The sequence below is a fragment of the Marinobacter sp. CA1 genome, from assembly GCF_020546665.1.
Lineage (GTDB): Bacteria > Pseudomonadota > Gammaproteobacteria > Pseudomonadales > Oleiphilaceae > Marinobacter > Marinobacter xestospongiae.
Genome location: NZ_CP071785.1, coordinates 2,187,078 through 2,210,752 on the forward strand (window position 1 = coordinate 2,187,078; position 23,675 = coordinate 2,210,752).

At 53.1% G+C, this 23,675-nt stretch carries 17 protein-coding genes; 11 read left to right on the top strand and 6 right to left on the bottom strand.

Features of this window, described 5'->3' with window-relative positions; genetic code table 11:
• A complete protein-coding gene (locus J2887_RS10055) occupies nucleotides 1-3,051 on the top strand; it encodes an efflux RND transporter permease subunit (protein WP_227175867.1) in 3,051 nt (1,016 codons plus the stop codon).
• A gap of 210 nt (nucleotides 3,052-3,261) precedes the next feature.
• Here the strand turns inward: J2887_RS10055 and J2887_RS10060 are convergent, their stop codons facing one another.
• The 3 genes from J2887_RS10060 to J2887_RS10070 all read right to left on the bottom strand — a co-directional run bounded on the left by J2887_RS10060 (nucleotide 3,262) and on the right by J2887_RS10070 (nucleotide 8,630).
• On the bottom strand, nucleotides 3,262-4,860 hold the full coding sequence (locus tag J2887_RS10060) for a GMC oxidoreductase (RefSeq protein WP_227175868.1): 1,599 nt from the start codon (nucleotides 4,858-4,860) through the stop codon (nucleotides 3,262-3,264).
• Between the two features lie 48 nt (nucleotides 4,861-4,908).
• On the bottom strand, nucleotides 4,909-6,366 hold the full coding sequence (locus tag J2887_RS10065) for a coniferyl aldehyde dehydrogenase (protein WP_227175869.1): 1,458 nt from the start codon (nucleotides 6,364-6,366) through the stop codon (nucleotides 4,909-4,911).
• A gap of 326 nt (nucleotides 6,367-6,692) precedes the next feature.
• Nucleotides 6,693-8,630 carry an acyl-CoA synthetase gene (locus tag J2887_RS10070; protein ID WP_227175870.1) on the bottom strand — a complete coding sequence of 646 codons (1,938 nt, stop codon included), beginning with the start codon at nucleotides 8,628-8,630 and terminating at the stop codon, nucleotides 6,693-6,695.
• A gap of 281 nt (nucleotides 8,631-8,911) precedes the next feature.
• Here J2887_RS10070 and J2887_RS10075 point away from each other — a divergent pair, with 281 nt between their 5' ends.
• On the top strand, nucleotides 8,912-9,784 hold the full coding sequence (locus tag J2887_RS10075; protein WP_227175871.1) for a LysR family transcriptional regulator: 873 nt from the start codon (nucleotides 8,912-8,914) through the stop codon (nucleotides 9,782-9,784).
• An 82-nt stretch (nucleotides 9,785-9,866) separates the two neighbouring features.
• On the opposite strand, the gene J2887_RS10080 is transcribed toward J2887_RS10075, so the two are convergent.
• Nucleotides 9,867-11,096, bottom strand: a complete 1,230-nt coding sequence (locus tag J2887_RS10080) for an NADH:flavin oxidoreductase/NADH oxidase family protein (protein ID WP_227175872.1) — start codon at nucleotides 11,094-11,096, stop codon at nucleotides 9,867-9,869.
• A 230-nt stretch (nucleotides 11,097-11,326) separates the two neighbouring features.
• Here J2887_RS10080 and J2887_RS10085 point away from each other — a divergent pair, with 230 nt between their 5' ends.
• From J2887_RS10085 to J2887_RS10110, 6 genes are all read left to right on the top strand, one after another.
• Entirely contained in the window at nucleotides 11,327-11,788 is a 462-nt protein-coding gene (locus tag J2887_RS10085; RefSeq protein WP_227175873.1) for a hypothetical protein, read from the top strand.
• Nucleotides 11,789-11,814: 26 nt separating this feature from the next.
• Complete coding sequence (locus tag J2887_RS10090; protein ID WP_227175874.1) at nucleotides 11,815-12,204, top strand: tautomerase family protein; 390 nt, start codon at nucleotides 11,815-11,817, stop codon at nucleotides 12,202-12,204.
• A gap of 222 nt (nucleotides 12,205-12,426) precedes the next feature.
• A complete protein-coding gene (locus J2887_RS10095) occupies nucleotides 12,427-13,059 on the top strand; it encodes a hypothetical protein (protein ID WP_227175875.1) in 633 nt (210 codons plus the stop codon).
• A 116-nt stretch (nucleotides 13,060-13,175) separates the two neighbouring features.
• The gene (locus tag J2887_RS10100) at nucleotides 13,176-14,450 is read left to right on the top strand and encodes an OmpP1/FadL family transporter (protein WP_227175876.1); all 1,275 of its coding nucleotides are present in this window, start codon (nucleotides 13,176-13,178) and stop codon (nucleotides 14,448-14,450) included.
• 99 nt (nucleotides 14,451-14,549) lie between these two features.
• The gene (locus tag J2887_RS10105; RefSeq protein ID WP_227175877.1) at nucleotides 14,550-15,311 is read left to right on the top strand and encodes an SDR family NAD(P)-dependent oxidoreductase; all 762 of its coding nucleotides are present in this window, start codon (nucleotides 14,550-14,552) and stop codon (nucleotides 15,309-15,311) included.
• Nucleotides 15,312-15,321: 10 nt separating this feature from the next.
• The gene (locus tag J2887_RS10110) at nucleotides 15,322-16,122 is read left to right on the top strand and encodes an SDR family NAD(P)-dependent oxidoreductase (protein ID WP_227175878.1); all 801 of its coding nucleotides are present in this window, start codon (nucleotides 15,322-15,324) and stop codon (nucleotides 16,120-16,122) included.
• A gap of 46 nt (nucleotides 16,123-16,168) precedes the next feature.
• Here the strand turns inward: J2887_RS10110 and J2887_RS10115 are convergent, their stop codons facing one another.
• A complete protein-coding gene (locus tag J2887_RS10115) occupies nucleotides 16,169-17,230 on the bottom strand; it encodes a helix-turn-helix domain-containing protein (RefSeq protein ID WP_227175879.1) in 1,062 nt (353 codons plus the stop codon).
• Nucleotides 17,231-17,519: 289 nt separating this feature from the next.
• Between J2887_RS10115 and J2887_RS10120 the strand changes: the two genes are divergently transcribed.
• Nucleotides 17,520-18,446: a TauD/TfdA dioxygenase family protein gene (locus tag J2887_RS10120; RefSeq protein WP_227175880.1), complete on the top strand. Its 927-nt coding sequence runs from the start codon at nucleotides 17,520-17,522 to the stop codon at nucleotides 18,444-18,446.
• Nucleotides 18,447-19,392: 946 nt separating this feature from the next.
• A complete protein-coding gene (locus J2887_RS10125) occupies nucleotides 19,393-20,661 on the top strand; it encodes a tyrosine-type recombinase/integrase (RefSeq protein ID WP_227175881.1) in 1,269 nt (422 codons plus the stop codon).
• 39 nt (nucleotides 20,662-20,700) lie between these two features.
• On the opposite strand, the gene J2887_RS10130 is transcribed toward J2887_RS10125, so the two are convergent.
• Nucleotides 20,701-21,294 carry an NADPH-dependent FMN reductase gene (locus J2887_RS10130; RefSeq protein ID WP_227175882.1) on the bottom strand — a complete coding sequence of 198 codons (594 nt, stop codon included), beginning with the start codon at nucleotides 21,292-21,294 and terminating at the stop codon, nucleotides 20,701-20,703.
• 333 nt (nucleotides 21,295-21,627) lie between these two features.
• Here J2887_RS10130 and J2887_RS10135 point away from each other — a divergent pair, with 333 nt between their 5' ends.
• Nucleotides 21,628-23,643, top strand: a complete 2,016-nt coding sequence (locus J2887_RS10135) for a TonB-dependent receptor plug domain-containing protein (RefSeq protein WP_227175883.1) — start codon at nucleotides 21,628-21,630, stop codon at nucleotides 23,641-23,643.
• Nucleotides 23,644-23,675 lie beyond the last annotated feature (32 nt).

Genomic DNA, 23,675 nt, shown 5'->3' on the forward strand with positions numbered 1-23,675 from the left:
ATGGTCGATTATTTTCTTGACCGGAAGTCCATCAGCTGGATGGTCACGCTGTTGCTTGGGGTTGGGGGCATGTTCGCGTTTCTGGGGCTTGGCCAGCTTGAATTCCCCGAGTTCACGTTACGTTCCGCTTTGGTGACCACCCAATATCCCGGGGCAACGCCTCTTGAAGTCGAGGAAGAGGTCACGCTGCCTCTGGAAAAAGCGATCCAGCAGATGCCCGGAATCGATGACATTACCTCGGTGAACTCGGACGGCTTGTCGCAGATTACTGTCCAACTCAAGAAGACGGTCAGAGAAGGGGAGTTAGACCAGTATTGGGATATCCTTCGGCGAAAAATTAACGATGCCCAGGCTGGTCTGCCTCCAGGCGTGAATACATCTATCGTAAACGATGACTTTGGCGATGTCTTCGGCCTGCTGCTCACGTTGCGTGGTGACGGCTACTCACTAAAAGATCTTGGTGACCATGCAGACCTCATTCAGCGAGAACTGCGATTGCTGGAGGGCGTTGCAAAAGTCAGCATCGGTGGCCGTGTTGACGAGCAGATGATCGTGTCACTGGACCGCGACCGTATGCGTGCTCTTGAAATCTCGCCAGAGTACCTGGCCAGCCTTCTGAATGCCCAGAATACGGTGGGCAACGCGGGCCACCTGCGTAGTGAAGGGCTGTCGTTATCAGTTCAGCCAACCGGTCAGCTTGATTCCGTTGACGCCCTTGAGCAACTGGCGGTTGGAAGCGCTGATTCGGGTATTATCCGGCTCAGCGATCTGGCCGAAGTTCGCAGGGTGACCAACGACTCACCCGCCTTGCTCTACCATTCCGATGGATTGCCAGCTTTGACCATCGGCGTGTCATTTGCGGCCGGCACCAACGTTGTTGATGTAGGCGAGCGCCTTAGCGATACTTTGAAACACCTTGAAAAACAGCAGCCTATCGGAATGACACTGACCACAGTGTATAACCAGCCCGAGGTCGTCGAGGAGGCAGTATCGGCTTTCCTCATGAATCTCGCTCAGGCGGTGGGCATTGTCATAATCGTTCTACTGTTGTTCATGGGGCTGCGAAGTGGTCTGCTCATGGGGCTGATCCTGCTGGTTACCATCATGGGTACATTCGTGCTTATGGCAATACACGGTATTCAGCTCCAGAAAATTTCATTGGGTGCGCTGATCATCGCGCTGGGGATGCTGGTCGATAACGCCATCGTCGTCACCGAGGGCATGATGATTGGCCTATCCAAAGGCAAGTCCAAAAGGCAGGCAGCCAAAGAAGTGGTCTCGCAGAATCGCTTCCCACTGCTAGGTGCTACCGTGATTGCCATAACGGCCTTTGCTCCTATCGGCCTCTCACCAGACACCACCGGTGAATTCATCGGCTCCCTGTTCTGGGTTCTATGCTACTCGCTTTTCCTGAGTTGGCTGACGGCACTGACTCTGACCCCGTTTTTCTTTGATATGTTCTATCCCGACAAGCTAGAGAATGTCGATCAGTCATCCGATAACGATCCCTATAAGGGCATTGTCTTCGTCATCTTCCGCCGCCTGCTGACCTACGCAATTCATTATCGCCTCGTGACAATCACGCTCGCTATCGCGCTACTAGCTGGGGTTCTATCGTTCTCGGGACAGGTGAAGAATGCTTTCTTCCCGAACGCCACAACGCCACTCTTTTTTATTGATCTGTGGTTGCCGGAAGGCACCGACATCTTGCAAACCGAAGAGACCGTCAAGCGGCTGGAATCGCGCGTGAATGACATGGAACAGGTCGTTCAGGTGACCAGTGTCACCGGCGGCGGAGCCCAGCGTTTTACGTTGACGTATTCACCGGAGCAGCGATACGCCAGCTTTGGCCAGTTAATCGTAGAGACCCGGGACAAGGCGTCGAGAGAGGCTCGTATGGAGGAAGTCATTCAGCAACTGCGCGCAGACTTCCCGAACGTGCAGTACAAAGTGCAGGCATTACAGGTGGGGCCCTCAGCCAAAGCCAGTCTTGAAGCTCGTATCTTCGGAGAAGACCCCGAAGAGCTCCGGAAAATTGGTGCGCGCGTACAGGCGGTTTTTGAAAGTGAACCTCTGGCCGACAGCGTGCGATTGTCCTGGGCCAATCGGGAAGCCGTGATCGTACCGGAGTTCCTTGAAGAACAGGCAAGGCGCCTTGGCGTATCTCGCGAGTCACTGCACCAGGCGTTATTGCTGAACAATCAGGGGCAGCGGGTTGGCGTGTACCGTGAGGGGAGCGACCTCATCCCGATCATTATGCGGTCAAGAGAGGAGCAGCGATTTGATATCGAAAACCTCACGTCGATCAATGTATGGAGTGAAGAGCAGAGCCGTTATGTCAGCGCGGGCAACGTCATCAATGCCATCAATACGGAACTGCGGGATCCGTTGATAAAACGCAGAAACCGGGAGCGGATGTTGGCGGTTTATGCCGAACCCATGCCTTTGTCCGGAGAGACGGCGGCGAGTGTACTGGAAAGGATCCGCCCGCAGGTCGACGCGCTGGAGCTTCCCCACGGCTATTCCATTGAGTGGGGTGGGGAGCACGAGACCTCAACCGAGGCTCAGACCTCGCTTTTTTCCTCGCTGCCTCTGGGGCTGCTGGGCATGTTCATTATCTCAATGCTGTTGTTCGGCAGCTTCCGACAGGCTCTGTCTATCTGGATGATTGTTCCTCTCATGATGATTGGAATCATTGGTGGACTGGTATTGCTCGGCGCACCCTTCACATTCATGGCGCTGCTAGGGACTCTGAGTCTGATCGGTATGGTATTGAAGAATGCCATTGTGCTGGTTGAGGAGATCAAGATTCAGGTAGAACAGCAGGATGATGCATTCACTGCGGTGGTTGAGGCATCGGTGAGCCGGGTCCGACCTGTGCTCATGGCGGCCGTAACTACCATGTTGGGGATGATTCCTCTGTTCAGTGATGCCTTTTTCGCAAGTATGGCGGTGGTTATTGTGTTCGGCCTGGGCATTGCAACCATTTTGACGCTCGTAGTTCTGCCAGTGGTGTATTGCACACTGATGAGAATTTCATACCATCCTTAATCTGGAATTCTTAATCCGCAATCGGGATTCGAAAAACATCTCTGCCCACATCGCTGCTTGTTCTGGATGATCTGGAGCAAGCGACGATGTGCGAGGAGCGAGCCCGGTAGACGACCACAGAAAGTCCTAAACTTTCGCTTTCGCTCTATGGCATCGGCAATAAAGCTCCAATAATGTTGAATTAGGACACCGGTTGCCTTGGGGAGTAGGTCAGTTCCGGTGGGGAATGTGGCTCATCGCCCATTCGGATATCGCGGTAATGCTCAAAGACGGATTAACCCCGGGATTGGCAGACACCGCAGACCCGTCACACACCCACATATTGCGGTAACCATAGACCTCGCATTTATCGTTGATCACCCCTTCTTGAACAGTGGCGCCCATCACCGCCCCTCCCAGTATGTGGGCGGTCGACGGAGTGCCGAACAAGGCCTCCGTTATACCGGTGGTTGCCTTTCCATCGACCAGTTGCTCCACTTCCCGGGTGACTGCCTGCGATTCCGGGATTGTGCGTGAGGGAACGGGGCCATCACCTTCCGAGCTCTGGAGGACACCGCCAAAGCCGCGCTTCAGTTTGAGGGTGCTGTCCAAGTGCTGCATAAACAGCAGCATGATCGTCCGTTTGCCCCAATTTCTGGCAAACAACACCCGGAAATGTTGTCGGGGCTCCTTCATCATTAAGGCGATGAATGAGGCGAGCCTGGCGATAAAGCTCTCTCCCTGAACACTCGGCGCACTCAGGAACCTCATGAAGCCCGATCTCGAATTGTGGTTAATGGGCTCTACGTGGCTGTTTTCGTCGATATTCAGCACCGAGCCAATGGTCACCCCCTGGGCAAAGTTTAGGTTTTCATTGCTGGAAGTGACATTGGTGACTGTCTCGTTATTGGTCCGTATGTCGGCGCCCAGCTGAGGAGATAAATGGCGAAGGGAATGGGAGGCTTTCAAGTTAAGCAGTAGAGGGACGGTGCCAAGCACGCCACCCGCGAATACAACGCCTTTCGTGAGGATGACATCAGAGTTCAGTTTTCCATACGGTTTTGAGCTTTTTAAGGACACGAAATAACCATCGCGGCCGTCGGAGCTGCCGGCAGGCATGACGTCGGTCACCTCGCGTTCAGCGGCAATCTTGGCACCCAGCTTTTGAGCCAGATACAAGTAGTTTTTGTCGAGGGTGTTTTTTGCATTGTGCCGGCAGCCGGTCATGCAGCCGCCGCACTCTACACATCCCTTGCGTTCGGGCCCCTCGCCGCCAAAGTAGGGGTCGGCCACGAAGCTGCCCTGTTGACCCTTGTCCGAAAAGAATACGCCGACACGGCTGGGCTGAAAATTTTTTTCCTTTCCAAGCTGGATAGCCAGGTCTTCAATCACGCGATCGGCATCGGTAAGCGTCGGATTGGTGGTGGCGCCCAGCATCCTCATGGCCTCGGCGTAGAACGGCTTCAGTACCTGTTCCCAATCCTGCAGCTCTGACCAGGAGCCTGACTTGAAGAAACTGGATTTGGGTGTTGGCAATGTCGCACCATAGGTCAACGAGCCTCCACCAACGCCCACTCCCGAGTAGACAGTGACGTGGCGCAGCACGGTCATCTTCATGATTCCCCGGAGGCCGAGACGGGGCATCCACAACCACTTTCTCAGGTTCCAGGCATTCTTGGCGTAGGTGTTGTCCTTGAACCAGGCGCCTTTTTCAATAACCAGCACCCGATAGCCTTTTTGACTCAGACGCAAGGCGCTGACCGATCCGCCAAAGCCGCTTCCAACAATGACAAAGTCATAGGTTGGATGATTGTTTTTGTTATCAACCATATCAGTTCTCTTAAATTGGTCGTCAGTAATCGTCACTCCAGGGCCAACTCATCGGCGCAGCGTTTTGAATTTGAACCAGAGAAGCTTGACCAGCAGGTTGTAGGCAGGTTTATTCCATGGCGGCGCCACAAACTTGGTAGTATTGATGCGTCCTTTACGCACCACGGTTTTGGCTTTGCTGAAATTAATGAAGCCTTCTTTGCCATGGTAATGGCCCATGCCAGAAGGCCCAATGCCGCCAAATGGGGCGTCGTCTACGGTGACATGACTCAAGGTGTCATTGATACAGGCACCGCCTGAATGGGTCCTGGCCAGGACTTCGTCCGACCGCTGCTTATCCCAATCGAAGTAGTAGAGCGCCAGAGGCCTGAGGCCATGGTTTACGTACTGAATGGCCTCATCCAAGCTGTCATAGGCCTTGATCGGCAAGATCGGCCCAAATATTTCTTCTCGCTCGACGAGCATGTCCGCCGTGGTGTCGAGCACAAGGGTCATCGGGAACTTTCGGGTGCTCTCGAAGGTTTCATCCGCCGGGTTGATGGTGATGATCTGAGCACCTTTTTCTTTCGCGTCCTGCAAGTAGGATTGCAGTCTCGTCAGTTGTCGGGCATTGATAATGGCGGTGTAGTCTTCGTTGGATCTCAAATTTGGATAGTTGCGGCTCATGGCTTTAACAAAGGCTTGAGCGAACGCATTCACTTTATGGCGTGGACACAGAATGTAATCGGGCGACACGCAGATTTGCCCAGCGTTCATGCCTTTGCCAAAGGCGATCCGCTCTGCAGCTTCTTCGATCGGAAATGATTCGTGAATGATGGTTGGTGATTTTCCGCCCAGTTCGAGGGTGACCGGTGTCAGGTGCTCCGCTGCCGCCCGCATGACAATCTTGCCGACAGGGGTTGCTCCGGTGAACACAAGGTGGTCGAAGGGCAGCTTAGTGAATTCGCTGCTCACGTCCACTTCGCCAGTGAATACAGCAACCTCATCGATGTTGAATTCCCTGTCAATAATGTCCTTGACCAGGTCGGCTGTACGGGGCGCGAACTCGGACATCTTAATCATCGCCCGATTGCCAGCGGCCAGCGCCGAGACCAGGGGCGAAAGCCCAAGGAACAACGGAAAGTTCCAGGGAACGACAATTCCAATGACACCCAGCGGTTGATACATTACCGACACGCTGGCCGGCATCACCGTCATAGGCACCTTGCGCTTTTGCGCCTTCATCCATTTTTTAATTCGGGCCTTGCTGTATTCAATCGCATCAAGCAAGGGGAAGATTTCGGCCAGCAGCGTCTCTGACTCGGAGCGATTGCTAAAATCCATGCTTATGGAATAAATAATGGCATCCGAGTTGTTTATGATAATGCGCTTGAGCTTATTTAGGCTTTCAATACGTTGCTGAGCGCTCGGCATGGGGTTGGCGAGAAATGCGGCCTGCTGCGCGATCAACCGGTCATTGAGGTAGGAGTAGTCTTGCTCAATAGGGAGTTTCTCAATGGTGCTCATAATGTTACCTGACGTATTTTAGTGGCTTGACCTATGGGTCTGGTCTGGTCTGGTCTGGTCTGGTCTGGTCTGGTCTGGTCTGGCGTCTATCGTTCGTGCTTGTCTAGGGTAAGTAAAAGAATTATCTGGCGATAATTATTAGTTTGCCGAAGGGGTACGAAGAAATAGCATATCGGGCGCAGGGTACGCCGAATTCGGGGGTAAAGGTTGGGGCGGGGGATGAATTATCAGGCTGGCTCGAAAAAGGCGCCCGCCGAGATCACTGGCAGGCGCAAAGCTCCCCGTACAACCGGGCACTGCGTTGGGCGGGAAGAGATGGTTACGATTTAGTTGCAGGATGATCTGAAGGTGTACTCGCCGAGACGCTTCGCGAAGTTAGTCTTGATCTCCTCATCGGCGTTGGGCAGAGCAACTGAGGCCAGAACCCCGTGTTTCGGATCCTGCTTCACTTTGATCTCAACGGCTTGTCCAGGAATCTCCTGTTGCGCCAGCGCGGCAATGCACTTTTCAATTTCTTGCATTTCAAGTTGAGGTTTGTACACCTTGCCAATGGCCGTAACAGGCAGTTCAGGAACAATATGGACCTCCTTGGGAATCGCCGCTCTTTCTGCGATGTGCTCACCGGCAAACGCCAACAGCTCGGCCGATGTTGCCGGGTGCCCTGGTCTCGTCTGTACGTAACACACCGGAACCTCACCGGCATGGGCATCGGGTTTGCCCACTGCCGCGGCCAAGGTAACCGCGGGATGCCGGCAAAGGATTTCTTCGATCAGCTTAGGTTCAATGTTGTGGCCGCCGCGAACGATCAGCTCTTTTTTTCGTCCCGTCAGCCAGAAATAGCCGTCGGCGTCCTGCCTGGCCAGATCTCCGGTGTTAAGCCATCGATTACCCAAGTCATCATAAAGCCATAGGCCTGCATTCTGGTGATCCAGATGATACCCCTGGAACACATTGGCTCCGCGGATGGCCAGCACGCCGATTTCATCTATTTCGCACCGTCGAACGATTTTTTCGCCATCCACTTGGACGCACTCCATGTCCTGAAACGGAACACGCACGCCGATTGAGCCTACTTTTTGCTCGCCATGGACGGGGTTCAGGCTGCTGACGCAGGTGCCCTCCGTCAGTCCATAGCCTTCGAGAATTTTAATACCCGTTTTCTCCTGAAAAGTCTTGAAGGTTTCAACCGGCATTGGAGCGGCGCCACAGATTCCCGCCTCCAGAGAGCTGAGGTCCTTGCCCTCGGTCGGGTAGTTCATCAAGGCCGAATAGACCGTTGGCACGGCACTGAACGCGTTTATTCTGAAGTGCTCGACAATATCCCAGAATTTTTCCAGAACCTTTGCCCCCCGATAGCCCTGGGGCGTCGCCATGACGACGGTCGCGCCAAGAGAGAAGGGCAGTAAGCCCGTTACCAGAGCACCGTTGACGTGAAATAGCGGCAGACCCCCGAGGATCACTTTATCTTTGGTCAACAGCGAACGGTTCGCAGTGACGACAGAAAGGACATTCGACAACTCATTCTGGTGGGTTCTCCGGGCGATTTTCGGCAACCCCGTTGTGCCGCCGGTGCAGAAAAGCGAGGAGATGGTTTCGGGCGTGTAGGCCCTCTTGAAATCGAGGCCTTGCTTGTTTTGGTACCGAATCGCTCCGGTAAAGTTGTGGTAGCATTTCCCGGCAGACATTTTGATTCCAGAGCGCTTCTGCCACTGAATCGCTTTTGCAGCAAGACCTTTCACGCCCCTCACATAATGGGCGATATCTACCCCTACGACATGTTCGATCGAACTAAGCGCCGGCAGGATCTCCTGCAACTTGTCCCACAGATCAATATTGGTTATGGGGTTCATGGTGACTACGGCTTTGGCACCAACTGAGTTGACCAGTTCTTTGATCTGGCCCGGTTCCAACAAAGGATTGATTGCCAGAATTTGACACGCTGCTTCGCCTCCCCAGATCACGTAGTGAGCCTCGGGCACATTGGGTAGAATCAGGGCCACAACATCGCCACTTCCTAGGTTCAGGGAATGAAAGAAGTTTGCTGTCTGGGTAACCTTCTCTATTAACGTTTGATAGGTTATATGGTGAGCTTCCTGATACGAATCGCCGCTCAGGAAAAATGAGATGGCCGTTTTGCCTGGATACTGTTCCGCGCTGCCTCTGATGGCAGAGTAGGTACTCTCGTGCACCGGTACCTCATCTTTTGGATAGGTGCGTACGAGACGCTCTTGATCGCTGGTTGACTTCATCCCGTTGCGGTTCATCTCTGTTGTGTTCCTTGGCCTTGCCAAGCGAAGCAGTGCATGGCCTGGCTTAATTGTTCGTTAAGCAAACAATAATTTAGGCTTGGTTTAAAATTAAATGAAAAGTTTTTCCTGCAGGGGGCAAGGAATCGAATAGGTGCGGGTGTATGATTTAGCCCAGCATAGGACGCACTATTCCTCGCTGGGTAGGTCCTTCGAGAGCATTGGCACTTGGTATCCGGATATGCAGAACAACAATTTGATCAGGGTATTTTTAGGTGATTGATATATCAGACATAACAATGATTCGCGTGATCAGCGAAGTCGGTAGCATCAACAAGGCTGCGGAGCTCCTCAACGTCTCCCAACCAACGCTCAGCAAGAAAGTCAGCCGCCTGGAGCACAAGATCAACATGGAGCTTTTCAGCAGGGACAGTGCCGGTATGGCGCCTACCGAGGCGGCCAGGTTCCTGCTTCGTGAAGGGGATGAGTTGAGAACGCAGCTCAGCATCATTGAAAGAAGACTGGAATTGATGGCGAACAAGGTTGGAGGCGTTGTCAGGATAGGGGTGGGCCCGATCATCTCCCAGATCATGTTGCCCAAGGTATTGCTGGATTTTTCGGAACAGAACTATCAGTTCCGAGTGTCAGTGGTCACCCTGTCACAACAGGCACTCCTAAACCAACTCAGGCAGAGCGAGATTGATATAGCGATAGGTCCTTTCTCCGATGACGAGATTCCTGATGAGTTTTCAGTTCCATTATGCACTTCGGATAAAATTGTGGCCGCCGTCCGTGAGGGGCACGAATTGGCCTCACAAAAAGTGATCAGTCTTCAGGATGTTGTACGCTTCAAGTCTGTGCTGCCAAATATCCCTAAAAGCCTCGGCCAACAGATCTCGCCTCGGGTTCAGAGGACCAGTCTCGAGCCAGATATCCTCTGTGAAAACTACAGCACAGCTAAATCCATAGTGGCAAACTCCGATTACATAACAGCGGGCCCTGAGACACTGTTTAGGCAGGAATTCGCCAGTGGAGAACTGGCACAACTGGAGTTTCAGACTGAAGTGCTCTGGCAATGCAAGTGCCTGGTCAAACCGGAGATTTTGCTTTCGCCCATTGTCAAAGAGATTGTCGCCATCTTCTCGCAATACATGCTGCCACACGACAGGTAGGAGAGTGACGCCTGGCCAGGTCATATGCTCTGAAGCCCCGGACTCTTGCGCCCGGGGCCAGCGACAGGCGACACGCCTTTCGCTACGCTCGGACACGCTTAACCGCCTGGCCACGCCTCCAGAACTGGTAAATCGTCGCGACGGCAGAAAATGCACCGTAGACTTTGGTCTTGGGTTTGAGGCCTTCGCTCATCCGGCGAATCTGATCGGTGTACCAACTAATCTCCATAATCGCCATGTCATCAATTTTCTTGATTCCAGTCGAAATGGGTTGAACGGAGGACACATAATTGCGGCCCTTCAACAGTCTGTTGGGCATGTTTGGGTCGACCGCGAGCGGTCGTGCGAGACCGACAACGTCAATAGCCCCTGATTCAATCGCGTCATTCATTGCTCGCTGGCTTCGGAAGCCACCGGTAACCATGATGGGTGCTTTGACTGCTAGCTTGAGTTGTTCCGCAAACTCGAGGAAGTATGCTTCACGCTTCTTGGTGCTTTCCTTCAGGTTGCCTTTCCGATTGACCGGGTTCTCCCAGCTTCCGCCGGAGATCTCAATCATATCGATGCCAAGCTTGTCCAGACTCTTGCACACCTCAATGGACTCATCATTGGTGAATCCGCCTTTCTGGAAGTCCGACGAATTCAGTTTGATGCCAACGGAGAACTTCTTGCCCACTTTGGTGCGAATGGCTTTATAGATCTCGGTAACAAACCTCATTCGGTTTTCCAGAGAACCGCCCCAGTCATCTTTGCGCTTGTTGTGGTTTGGTGACAGAAACTGGCTGATCAGATAGCCGTGAGCGCCGTGGAGTTGGACACCATCGAAACCAGCCTCTTTTAGAATACTCGCTGTCTTGGCGAACCGATGAATGATGTCGTGAATTTCGGCTTCTTTCAGCTCCCTCGGAGGAACAAACATCTCACTGGCCAACGGGATCGCGGAAGGGGCAACGGGCTCGCTGTTTAGAAAACTCGGAGATTGCTTTCCCGGATGATTCAGCTGAGCCCAGATTTGCCCCCCATGTGATTTTGCTGCTTTCGCCCAGAGTTCCAGCAGCAAGGAGTCACGCCGATCCTCAACAGCCACCGCAAGCGGCTCGTTGGCATGGCGCTGATCCACCATGACGTTACCAGTCACTAACAATCCGGCGCCGCCTTCAGCCCAGGTGCGATAAAGCACTTCGAACTGACGAACCACTCGGCCTTCGCCAGTGGCGATGGCCTCATTCATGGCCGATTTGCAGATCCTGTTTTTCAGTACTGCGCCTGAACGTAGCTTCAGGTGTTTAGAGAGTGGACTGTGGTTCGACATTTTCGTTGTGTCTCCAGGTAATTGCCGTCCTGATAAAAATACCGATTAACGCTGACACCTGGGTAATGAACTTGTTTTGGTTGTGTGACAAAAAAACGGAATCTCTCGGTCTGTGGATGCCTATTCTCGAATTTTTGAGGGGGAGTAAACTTATTTCATTGTTTTTTTTGCTCTCATGGGATTTATGATGAATCCATGCTCTTACCAAATCGGACTCAAGGTCGGCAAAGATGAACATTATTCCGGTCACTTGCTCAATTCAGGATGGCTCTATTGGGCACAACAAGATAAAGCAATTGGAATCGGTGATTACGAGCACCTATCAGACACATTTTGGTTCGGGAAATAAACTGGTCTTTTTCTGGCTGAAAATCCCCTATGAGCAGTCTTATCTGGCAGGGAAGTTGTCAACCGCATCCACTGTTCAGATTCCCGTCAAGAATGGCATGCCGAATGAAATGCGACATCCATTCATGGCGGAAGTGTGTGCAAAATGGCAGCACGTCACCGGGTGTAGCAAGAATGAAATCATTCTGGCTGTTTCCGATATGTCTCAGTCAAAGGCCTTCACGAAATCGATGGCTACCCGATTTGAAAAATCAGCAAGAACCAAAACCCAAATAAAGATCCTTACGGGGTTGATCGCCGGAAAAATCAAGAAAGGGTATTTGAACTCTAGTGTAAATCTCTAATTTGAAATATTTATAAGGAGGCCATCATGCCCCTATATATGGTTTCAACGCAAGCCTCAATTCCTGTACCAAAGCGACAGGAGTTGGCAAGCCTGATCATGAATGTGCACTGTGGAATTACCGGCGCACCGGAAACGTTTGTAAATGTATTGTTTATGGAAAATGTACCGCTGGCAGGCGGAATCACATTAAATATCATTGGAAATGTAAGGAAAGGGCGAACAGGGGAGATGAATAACACTCTACGTCAGGAACAGATAAGTCAGATATCTGAGTTGATGAGAGTTCCCGAGCATCAAATGGAACTATCGCTGTTCGAGGTGCCGGCCAGTTGGATTATGGAGGGCGGAGAGGTGCTTCCCGAACCGGGTGAGGAGGACCAATGCCAATGGTTGCAGGCGGGCCATAACGCCTAGTAGTAGGCGCTATGGCTTTCATAACTTTTTAATATCATATGATATTAAATGGTGATGAAGGCTCCCCGACACTATTTTCAGGATTTCTTGTAAAAGTCGCCGGGATGGAAAAACGAGCATCTTAATCAGGGTGTCAGATGTCGGGTAGATGTTTTTTTGACCTTTCCATTTATTTGATTGCAATCTTTAAAAAGCCGTTAATGGCTATCCGGAGTAATGATGGTGAATATAATTCATAGAATAAGATTTACTTTATTGATCTTGTTTTCTTTGCCAGTAATTGGGCTTGCTCAAAGTCTGAACGTAGATAGCCTGAACTACGAGAATGTCTATAGATCTGATCAGCTTTCAATAGATCTTGCTCACTCGGGCGATGAGCAATTTGTTAGAACTTATCTTGAGACGGTAGTGCCGAACTCAAAAGTTAGCCAAATTAAAGACTTGATTTTTAATCTGGATGGTATGCCTAACTGGTTGGGTGGTGTAATAAATGCTGAGCTTATCGTGAAGATAAATGAAAGTAGTCAGGTGGCCACTCTAGTCAATGGAATGCCTTTCCCGCTTAATGATCGATATATAGTGATGATTCAAGAACTTGTTCATGAGTCACCTGATGAAGTACGGATTCGCCTAACTTCAGATTATTCTTTTTTAGAAGATTCCATGGAATTGGTGAGGGTAGACCCATATAACGGGCAGTGGACGATTAAGCAACATGGTAATGATGTTAAAGTTGAACTAAGCGATGTTTGGAATGGAAAAACAGCAGGCTTGCCTGAATTTGCTGTTGTCAATCATATAAAGTCAGTTTGTCTTGACACTATAAATCAGATGTCAGAGCTGGAATTTAAATAGCACTGAAAATAGTAATATGACCTTTTAAAAGCACCTTTTTTGATTGTAATCATACAGGTAATCTCTGTTGTCTATCCAGCAACTCTATGCATAATTCTCAGTTTTTAGGACAATCAATGAATCGTCGTAATTTGGCCTATGCAGCCACAGCATTTTTGACAGCAAATACAGAAGTAACTGCAGCTGGTTTTGAGTTGAAAGAACATAGTTCCAATGGGCTTGGAAGAGCCTTCGCAGGCCAGGCTGTAATACTGGAAAACAGCAGTATTCTGCCATCCAATGCTGCGGCAATCGCTATGTTCGATGCCAGTGAGCTAAGTCTGTTTGGCAGCTACATCGACCCAAATATCGACTCCGAGGGCGAGGTTACAAACACTGTTGGTCCGAACGAAGTCACTACGGATGCGTCGGACAGTGAAGTGTCTGACGGTGCCATTGTGCCGGCTGTTTTTTACACCACACCGCTGAACGACAAATGGAGCCTGGGACTCGGCATCTTTGCCAACTTTGGGCTGTCGACCGAATACAGTGAGGATTACAACGCCCTGCATTTTGCAGACCGGTCAGAGATTACCAGCACCGTCATTAACCCGACGGTGGCTTACAAGGTTTCTGATGATCTGAGCGTCGGTTTGGGGGTGAGCGCTACGTATGCGGAGGCCAGTTTGTCCACGTCGGTTCCTGCTTCGCTGGCTGCCGCGACTGGGGGATTGGTGCCATCGGGCGGGAAAATCGTTGATATGGAAGGCGACGATTGGGGCGTCGGCTGGAACGTTGGCGTCTTTTGGCAAGCCCTCGAGTCTACATCCCTGGGACTGAGCTATCGTTCGAAAACAAAGCTCAAGCTTAGCGGCGAGATCGAATCGGACATTGTCAGCGATTATAACCAGTCGGCGTCACTGGACCTGGAACTGCCCGCGATGGCCGAGCTGGCGATTAACCATCATCTGTCGTCATCCCTGTCTGTCCAGTCGAGTGTGGGCTGGACAGAATGGAGCAGCTTTGACCGCCTGGATATCGATCTGTCGGACGGAAACCTGCTGCCATTGCGGGAAGAAAACTTCGACGACAGCTTCCGTTACAGTGCCAGCGTGACGTACAGGCTGAACGACCTGATTACGCTCCGGGGAGGGTACGCGTTCGACGAAGGGGCGGCACCGGAAGACCATCGTTCATTGAGCATACCGGACACGGACCGCCAGTGGCTTACAGCCGGTGCGACGTTTGACCTGGATTCGGCATCCAGCATTGACGTTGGCGTAGCCTACATTAAAGGGAAGGGCACGGTGGTCAATGAGCATGCGGCCTTGGGGCCCGAAACATCGAGAGTTGAGGCTTCTCAGTCCTCAAAAGCCAACATTTTCAGTGTCCAGTACAACACCCGGTTTTAAGGGAACGCTCCGACGTTTTAGTCGCAGATGAGTATTCTTTGGGCGGGATCGGCTGGACCAACAGGAAACACCCATGCGTGCATGAGGAGTGAAAATCATATGGTATCAGAATCTGCCGTGATTATTGGAGTTGGTGCACGCCTTGGCGTTGGCGCAGCCATTGCGGTCAAAGCCGCGCGCGAAGGGTTGCATGTATTTATCGCAGGGCGAACACCCGCAAAGCTGGATTTGATTGTTGATGAGATCGTTGCTGCCGGAGGGCAGGCCACGGCGGTGATCATGGATTGCACCATAGATGAGGATATCACCGCGCTCTTTGAGCAGGTCAGCAATTCCGGCACCGTGCTCCGGCTGGTGGTTTATAACACCGGAAGGAACCTGCCCGCGCCGTTTATGGAACACGATGTGCGGTTGATTGAAGGCCATTGGCGCCGTTGCGTTTTGGGCGGCATGTTGGTGGGCCAGGCTGCGATTCGCCTGATGCAGCAACACATCGATGAAAACCACGGCGATCAACTCGGCACGATCCTGTACACCGGCGCCAGTGCCTCCATGCGAGGAAAACCGTTGTTCTCTGGATTCGCGTCAGCTAAAGCAGCGCTGCGCGCCATGGTTCAGTCGATGGCGAGGGAATTTGGCCCTCAGGGCATCCACATTGGCCACATCGTGATTGATGGCGTCATCGATGGCGACGTTATTAGAAGCGTAAAGGGACTTGGGAAGCTGGCGTTGAAGCTCAAAGGCGAGGATGGCGCGTTGCGCCCGGATGAAATCGCCCAGGCGTTCTGGATGCTTCATCGGCAGCAGCCGAACTCTTGGACCCATGAAATAGACCTACGTCCCTTCAAAGAAGCATTTTAAGGACACGGCAGTGATTATTGAAAAGATCCTGAAAAACGCGCTGAAAAACAAGGTTCGCGAATTCACGCCGGCCGCAAGAAATTCGCCCCGAGCGGCATTGATTTTTGGTGGCGGCTCTCCCTCGGGCATTGGGGGCGCAGTTGCGCAGCGCGTTGCAAGAGAAGGCATCAAGGTGTATGTCGCGGGGCGAAATAAAGAAAAGATCCAGGCAACCGCTGAAGCCATACGTGCGCAAGGTGGGGACGCGACGGCGGTCGTTGCCAACGCGACAAGCAAGGAGCAGATTGAAGGGGCATTCGAGCAAGTTAAACAAGACGGTTTTGCCCTGGATTTGGTGGTGCATAACGTTGGTACAAATCGCCCGGGTAAATTTTTGGATGTAACGGCGGAGCACCTCGAAAAAAACTGGCGTGCGGATTGTTTGTCCGGCTTCCTTATTGGTCAGCAGGCCATCAAGTACATGCAGCCCAATGGCAGGGGAACGCTCATTTTTACGGGCGCTTCCGCCTCAATGAGAGGAAAGGCCGGCTTTGCCAGTTTTTCAGCCGCCAAAGCTGGGTTGAGAAGCCTGGCCCAATCCATGGCCAGGGAATTTGGTCCCCATGGCATTCATGTGGTTCACGTAGTTATTGATGGCATGGTGAATGGCGATCGTTTGCGGAGTGTGCTGCCGGGTATGCTTGACAGCAAAGGGGAAAGTGGGAGCCTCAACCCTGACGACATTGCCGAAACCTACTGGCAGCTCTATCAACAGCACCGAACTGCCTGGACACACGAAATCGATCTTCGGCCGTGCAAGGAAGTCTGGTAGGTCAGATGGAAAGTGCGCAAAAGCCTCATCGAAACAGATACATCAACTAAGGCAGAAACTTGGCTGATTGATACAGTTTCCGGAAGTCGGCCGGAGGCATTCCAACAGCCGATTTAAAGGATTTGGAGAAGTTGGACGAATTGCTATACCCCAACTTTTCGGCAATAAACTCAAGAGTGCTTTTGCTGAACAGCAAGTGGTGTTTGGCGCATTCGATTCGCTCCTCATTTTTGATCTCCTTGAAATTCGTCCCTTCTTCTCGCAGCCGTCTTTGTAGGGTGCTAACAGAGATATTAAGTTCGGATGCAATACGCTCAATGGACGTATGATCCCAGCCAACGTGGCGAACAATGTATTTCGCGTGTTCCGTCAGGCTTTCATTTGGACCGGTAGCGAGTTCTTTCTTAAGGAGGAGTGTGAGCTCCTGAAGTTGCGTGTGGTTGGAAAACTGTATTCTTGAGTCGCCGATGTATCGTGGTATGCGGATGGCGTTAACCGATACGTTCTGTCGAACGTAGATGCCCTGGCCGCAGTCCAACGTATCGAAGTCATCCAGTTGACCTTCAATGAATAACTGAGAATCGAAGCTCTTGCTGCCTGATTCCACTGATTTCTTTATAAAATAGATGATATTAAAAAGGCTCGTTAAAACCAGAAAGTGCTCTATCGCCGGTTCGGTAAATTCTCCCAAGCCTTCATTTGGCTTCACAAAACAGTAGATGAATTCAGCATCTTTGTGAACGGAATAGAGCAGGGTGTTGGTTCTGGTCTCGCTGAACTGTTCGAGAAGTGTGATCGCGTGATAGACGTCGGGCGCATTTCGCATGGCCAACCCCAGTCGCCCATGGGCATTTTTAGACGCCAGCTGCCGCCCAAATGCCTGCCCCGTGGCGAACGGGTGGCTGGATATTTCCGCAATGTTTGCACAAATGCTGCTGAACAGTTCAAGCGGAATATATAAAGGTGGGTTGAGTACCAGGTCAGTGGACTTCCCGGCGTGAGTCAACGCAGTCATGAAATCAAGGTTGTTGTCGAAACAAAAGTCTCTCAAGGTGAGCAAATAATCTGCTGCATAGTAATACTTGGATCGTTCGGAAGCCGGGAGCATTCAACTTTCTCTTTTATAATTTTCGGACAACTTTTCCGCCGATTATAGCAGAACCCAATGCGCCCCGGTTTGCTGAATTCCGGTTGGCAGTGAGGCGGATGACGGGCTTGCCGACCACCAGGGCACCCCACGCTGACCTCAATTCACTGAATTACGACGCCTGGCCACATTCTCTCTTTTCAGCACCGTTAATAGTATGGATGTACAAGGTTTCCTGACTCGTTCAGCGGAAATCTTCGGGCTTCAGATTGCTAATAACAACATTCTTTGAGACGCATAGAGGTCAAACATGTTCAACATTCCATTGTCGATGCTGATCGCGCCAAACGCAGAAACCAACTCAGTAAAACGAGACTACCAACACATTCAGGTCAAACCTTATGCTTCGGCATTGGGGGCTGAGATTTTCGGTGTGGATCTGGCCAACCTAACCGACGAGCAGACTCAGGAAATCAAGTGGGCTCTGGCAGACCACAGTGTGGTGTTTTTCCGTGAACAGGATCTGTCCATCGAGGACCAGGAACGTTTTTCACTCCGGTTTGGCGAGTTCGGTTACGACCCCTTCGTCGACGGTATCAATGGCCACCCCAACGTTCTCCGTCTGGTCAAGGAGGCGGATGAGAAGACCGGCGCGGTATTTGGCGGCGTATGGCACACCGACTGGAGCTTTCAGGAGGCGCCGCCGTCATACACCATCCTGGTCGGCAAAGACATTCCGCCCTATGGCGGTGATACACTGTTCGCGAGCCTGTCGAATGCCTACGACTCCCTGTCACCGGCCATGAAGAAAATCTGTGAGTCACTGAAACTGATGCATAGCGCCAAGAAGGGCTACGACGACCAGATGGCCGGCGTCTACAGTGCCGTGCTGGAAAACATGAAGGTGAAAACCGGCACCGAGGACGCCAAGTCGTCGAAGCTTCACCCGCTGGTGACCGTGCATCCGGAAAGCGGGAAAAAAGTACTTTTCCTCGGCGGCGTCTATTCGATCACGATTCAGGGCATGCACTTCGACGAATCCGAAACGCTGTTGAACTACCTGCAGGAAAAAGTGGTCCAGGATCCGCTCAACCTGTGCCGTTTCCACTGGGAGAAGGGCTCCGTGGCCATGTGGGACAACCGCTGTACTCAGCATTACCCCATGGCTGATTACAAAGGGATGAGACGGGAAATGCAGCGCACGATTATTGCTGGCGAACCCCCTGTTGGCGTTTAGAAGTACGCATTGATCACCCGGGTGAGGCTCCAAGACTCCCCCGGGTGACGAGGGAGCCTCTGATTAACTCCTGAGCCCGATGGTAAAAAATCACAGACTCGGGAACAGAGAGCATCACACGAGACAGGGAATAGCACCGCTCTGGCAAGGATTGGTGTGTTCTCAAAGGCACTATTTAACATAATATACATTATGCGTAGTGTGATGGTGTAAGCCCATGTCATAAACTTGGCAGATGGCAGGCCAATCTCTTCTGGGTGTAATTCACCTACTCAGGTGCGCAATCGGTGTAGAAGGAATCCTCAGCGTCAACGCAGGCTTCTGAGCCAAGGCCTGCCTGGGTTCTATGAGTTTTGGACAACGGAGTGTCTGGCTCGAAAGCCCTCCTGGGTCGTTGGGCTGTTTTTAGATGGTGGCTCGAGCCTGTCTAGCCGCTCCAGCAGGCACGGCAAGTCATTTTTTGTTCCTTGTGTTCGGTCAGGAAGCTCCCTGTATTCGGTAAAGCTGGCCTGCGCTCGATAAAACCGGCAACGTGCACCGCACCTGCTCTTCAAGGACCTTTGGTTCTGTTGAGTTCTCCCCGCGGCTCGAACGACATGCGCTCAGAGTGTTTCTCCTGGTTGATTCGGCTAACTTCAGCGCTGGTTCTGCTGCCCAGAGAGCCGGAGCAGTCCATTGTTGAGTTGCCGGTAGATCCCGAGCGCGATGGCGGAAGTGTCGGCAGTATTCACGGGATACGAGACATGGGACATGGGTGCGGACGGCGGAGCTTGTTGTGGCTGTCAGGGCTGTTAGCGATCTCGGCGGGTACGGGGCTGTATTCGCGCATTTCGCCAATGTCCAATATTTAGGAGTATTGGGCATTGCGTGTCACCTTCATAAGTCCTTTATATTCCGTGCCTTAATCTTTAAAGTTAGATCTGAATCTAGTTTCAGGTTGTTCTTGATGAGTCACTCCACTGGTTTCCCGGGCTTTCCACTATTCGATACGGCGGAACTGATCCACGATCAGGCCACGCTTGACCGTTATCCCGGGCTGAGTTCCGGGCTCAGTGCCCTGCCGCTTGAGTTGGAATTGGTGCGTAAGGATTTTGATGTCTGTCGCAGCTTCCTGGTGAAATACTCCGATGTTTCAGGAACCTATGGCCGTTTTCGCAGCGAGGTCCAGCGCTTCCTCAATTACACCTGGGTCATTGCCCGTCGTCATCTTCATCAGGCCGATTCGGATCTGGTCACCAGTTATTTCACCTTCCTCAAGAATCCGCCGAACCATTGGATTTCCCGTGGTATTTATCCGGCCTTCCTGGACCAGGATGACTTGCGTATTTCCAATCCCGACTGGCGGCCGTTGGCGCTTCGTTCACGCGATGACGACGGCCCCTACTCCGTCAGCCAGGCCAGTCTGAACGCCAGCCGTACCGCGTTGCAGACGTTCTTCAAGCATCTGATGATTCGTGGTTATCTGGATCGCAATCCGTTGCTTGATGTGCGTCGTCGGGATCGCAGTGCCAAGCCCCGACTTGAGGGAAACGAAAGTACGGATGTCCGGCGGCTGACGGATTGGCAGTGGTCGTTTCTGCTGGAAACACTGACCGATCTGGCGGACCGGGATGAACGTTACGAGCGCCATTTGTTTGTGATTGTGACGATGAAAAGCCTGTTCCTCCGTGTCAGCGAGCTGGCTCCCCGACAGGCGGATCAGGGGCAGTGGCGGACGCCGACATTCGGTGATTTCCGGCGCACCATTGTGGATGGCGAGCCGTACTGGGTGTATACGGTCTTCGGCAAAGGCGACAAGGCCCGCCAGGTAACCCTGCCGGATGCCTATCTACCCTACCTGAAGCGCTGGCGAAGTGTGTTGGATCTCCCCTCACCTCTGCCCGTACCGGGCGATTCGATGCCGATTCTGCCATCCCGCAAGGGTGATGCGATTGGCAAGCGTCAGGTGCAGCGGCTATACGAACAGGCGATGGTGCGCACAGCGGACCGTATGGAGGCCGAGGGTTTTTACGATGAGGCCAAACAACTGTTGGCGATCAAGTCTGAAACCCACTACCTGCGTCACACCGGCGCGAGTCAGGCGATTGAAGCCGGTGGGGATATCCGCCATATCAGTGAGGAGCTGGGGCACGCCAATGCCACCTTTACGGAGTCGGTGTACGTCAATGCCGAGCAGTCCCGTCGCCGCAATGCCGGGCGTAAGCGCCGGGTCTGAACCCCGGGGAACCTGTGAGCTCCAGATCACTGTGGCGCCTCAATCGCTCTGTTCCTGTTCCCGCAGGATGGCCTCCAGGCTCACCTTGGGACAGATCGCGTCATTGATGTAATCCAACAGATTGGTAGCCGCGCGGCGGATGTTTTTTTCGGCGTTGGCGTCGGTGCAGCGGCCAGTATCGTCAAACGCCTGCTGAACATGGGCAATGGATACCGCCAGTGGCAGCGGTACCGCGCCAACATGGGCGCAGATGGCGCGTATCTGTTCCGTGGACTTGATAGCACCAATCATGCCGGCGGCAACACCAAGGATGCCGACTGGCTTGCCCGCGAGCATGCTGGGGAACCCCAGGTTGTCGATGGCCAGTTTCATCGGGCTGCTGATGCCACCGTGGTACTCCGGTGAGGCGATAAGAACCCCCGTCGCCTGTTCCACGGTCTGATGGAACTGCTTGATAGCCTCAGGGTTTCTGGCTTCCAGGCCGGGTAGCGGCAAATCCAGGCTGGTCAGGTCAATGTGGTTGACGGTGACCTGGTTGTGACGGCGCAGCTCGTCTTCCGCCAGGGCCAGGGCCATGGCGGTATAGTTACCGGGGCGAACGCTGCCACACAGGGTTACGATGTTCACAGTCATGATCGGAGCCTCCTCAATTGGCCGTGGGCTGTATAGAGAAGGTAGCGTATCTGGTGGAGCTGTGGGCTCGGAGGCGACAGCGGCGGTTCCAGGAATCTGTCAGGTGGTCGTTTTTGCTTAAATTTCAGATGGTACTAGACTGCGAGTAACTGGAATGGAACCTGTGCTACCAGGACCCGAGACCAGGAATCGGTCATCAAGGAGCTGATTCGCCTCATGCCAAGTTACTTTACTCCCCTGCCGCTGCGAGCACCTGCTTCCCTGCCCCTGGTCGTCGCTGCATCGTTGTCACTGATGCCTGCTACTGTGTTGTCTTCGGATATGGGAGACAGTTTGTGGGACATATCACTGGAGGAGTTGGGGCAGATTCGGGTGGTATCGATCGCGTCGGGCACCAGCACGCCACTGGATAAAGCCGCCGCCGTTACCTCGGTGATCCAGGCCGACGATATCGCGGCAATGGGAGCAACCGATCTCGATCAGGTGCTGGAAACGGTACCGGGGCTCCACGTCAATCACTCCGACCAGGCGTTCTCGCCGAAGTACGTATTCCGAGGCATCACCTCCAGCTTCAATCCCCAGGCGCTGATGCTGATCAATGGCATTCCCGCCACCACGATGATGTTTGGAAATCGGGGTAACGCCTGGGGGGGCATGCCGGTCAAGGCTATAGAGCGTATAGAGGTCATTCGCGGGCCAGGATCGGCATTGTACGGTGCCGATGCCTATGCCGGTGTGATCAACATCATCACCAAGCATGTTCAGGATATTCCGCAAACGGTGATTGGTGGCCGGGTTGGCAGCTTTGACACCCAGGGTGGCTGGCTGGAATCGGCCACGGAGGTTGGCGACATCGGCCTGAGCCTGGTGCTGGAGTATCAGACCACCGACGGCTGGGATGAGACCATCGATCACGATGCCCAGACCAATTTTGATTCCGTCTTCGGCACCACCGCCTCCCTGGCGCCGGGACCTGTGAATACGGGCGTCGACCAGATCGATCTGCGGTTCGAAGCGGGTAACGAGCGCTGGACCTTTCACATGGGGCTGCAGGACCGCAGCGATGTCGGTACCGGTCCGGGTATTGCCCAGGCCCTGGACCCGGAAGGGAAGTATGGTTCGACCCGGGTCAACGCCGATTACAGCTATTCCTGGATTGATGTGATGGATGGCCTGGACCTGGAAGCACGGCTCAGCGTGTTCCATATCAGCCAGGACCCGGAGACAGACATAGTGCTCTACCCCGCCGGTGCCTTTGGCGGCGCTTTTCCCGACGGTCTGATTGGCAGCCCCGGGTACGAGGAGAACCAGGCCCGGTTTGATCTGAGCTCCATTTACAACGGCTTTGATCACCACCGTGTTCAGGCCGGCATCGGCGCCTTCTGGGCCGATCTGTACGACGTGTCTGAACGCAAGAACTTCAACCCCGACCTGAGTCCCAAGGGGCATGTGGAAGATGTCTCGGATGACCCGAGCCAGGTCTGGATGCCGGAGGAAGACCGGGTCAACTACTACCTGTTCCTTCAGGACGAATGGCAGTTCGAACAGAACTGGCAGTTGGTCAGTGGCGTTCGCTATGACTATTACACCGATATCGGCAGCACGGTGAATCCGAGGATCGCGCTGATCTGGGCCACCACCGATTCGCTGACCACCAAGCTGCTGTACGGACGAGCCTTCCGGGCCCCCTCACTCAATGAGCTGTATGTGGCCAACAACCCGGTTACCGTTGGCAATCCGGATCTGGACCCGGAAACCATCGATACCCTGGAGCTAGCCTTCTCTCACCAACTCACCTCGTCGGTGTCGTACGGAGCCAATCTGTTCTACTACCGGATTGATGATCTGATCACATCCATGGCTCAGGTTGGTCAGGTTGCGGCAAAGTATGCCAATGTCGGCGAACGTGAGGGTTATGGTGTCGAAATGGAGACACTTTACGAACCACGGACCGATCTGACTCTGGCTGCCAACTACGCCTATCAACGGGCCACCGATCAGGATACCGATGAACCGGTGGGCGAAGCGCCCAACCATCAGCTTTACGGTCGGATTCAATGGCGTTTTGTGCCGGATTGGCAGCTCTCCAGCCAGGTCAACTGGGTGGGGGAACAAAAGCGGGTAGCCGGTGACAGCCGCAAACCAGTGGACGACGCCGCCACCTGGGATTTGTCTCTAAGAAGATCGGATCTTGGCTGGGTAGGGTTGGACGCCTCGCTGACCGTACGCAATCTGCTGGATGAAGACGTGCGTGACCCCAGCCCGTTCGCCAGTCCGGTGCCCTCAATTCCCAACGACTTCCCAATGGCCGGCCGCAGTGTGGTTGGCGAGTTGCAGTATCGGTTTTAGTGTCCCGTCTGGTTAATTCGTTGACTTCCAGA

Bases quoted from the DNA above. Each gene is read 5' to 3' on its own strand.
- J2887_RS10055 (WP_227175867.1), top strand. From the start codon at position 1: ATGGTCGATTATTTTCTTGACCGGAAGTCCATCAGCTGGATGGTCACG.
- J2887_RS10060 (WP_227175868.1), bottom strand. From the start codon at position 4,860: ATGGTTGATAACAAAAACAATCATCCAACCTATGACTTTGTCATTGTT.
- J2887_RS10065 (WP_227175869.1), bottom strand. From the start codon at position 6,366: ATGAGCACCATTGAGAAACTCCCTATTGAGCAAGACTACTCCTACCTC.
- J2887_RS10070 (WP_227175870.1), bottom strand. From the start codon at position 8,630: ATGAACCGCAACGGGATGAAGTCAACCAGCGATCAAGAGCGTCTCGTA.
- J2887_RS10075 (WP_227175871.1), top strand. From the start codon at position 8,912: ATGATTCGCGTGATCAGCGAAGTCGGTAGCATCAACAAGGCTGCGGAG.
- J2887_RS10080 (WP_227175872.1), bottom strand. From the start codon at position 11,096: ATGTCGAACCACAGTCCACTCTCTAAACACCTGAAGCTACGTTCAGGC.
- J2887_RS10085 (WP_227175873.1), top strand. From the start codon at position 11,327: ATGAACATTATTCCGGTCACTTGCTCAATTCAGGATGGCTCTATTGGG.
- J2887_RS10090 (WP_227175874.1), top strand. From the start codon at position 11,815: ATGCCCCTATATATGGTTTCAACGCAAGCCTCAATTCCTGTACCAAAG.
- J2887_RS10100 (WP_227175876.1), top strand. From the start codon at position 13,176: ATGAATCGTCGTAATTTGGCCTATGCAGCCACAGCATTTTTGACAGCA.
- J2887_RS10105 (WP_227175877.1), top strand. From the start codon at position 14,550: ATGGTATCAGAATCTGCCGTGATTATTGGAGTTGGTGCACGCCTTGGC.
- J2887_RS10115 (WP_227175879.1), bottom strand. From the start codon at position 17,230: ATGCTCCCGGCTTCCGAACGATCCAAGTATTACTATGCAGCAGATTAT.
- J2887_RS10120 (WP_227175880.1), top strand. From the start codon at position 17,520: ATGTTCAACATTCCATTGTCGATGCTGATCGCGCCAAACGCAGAAACC.
- J2887_RS10125 (WP_227175881.1), top strand. From the start codon at position 19,393: ATGAGTCACTCCACTGGTTTCCCGGGCTTTCCACTATTCGATACGGCG.
- J2887_RS10130 (WP_227175882.1), bottom strand. From the start codon at position 21,294: ATGACTGTGAACATCGTAACCCTGTGTGGCAGCGTTCGCCCCGGTAAC.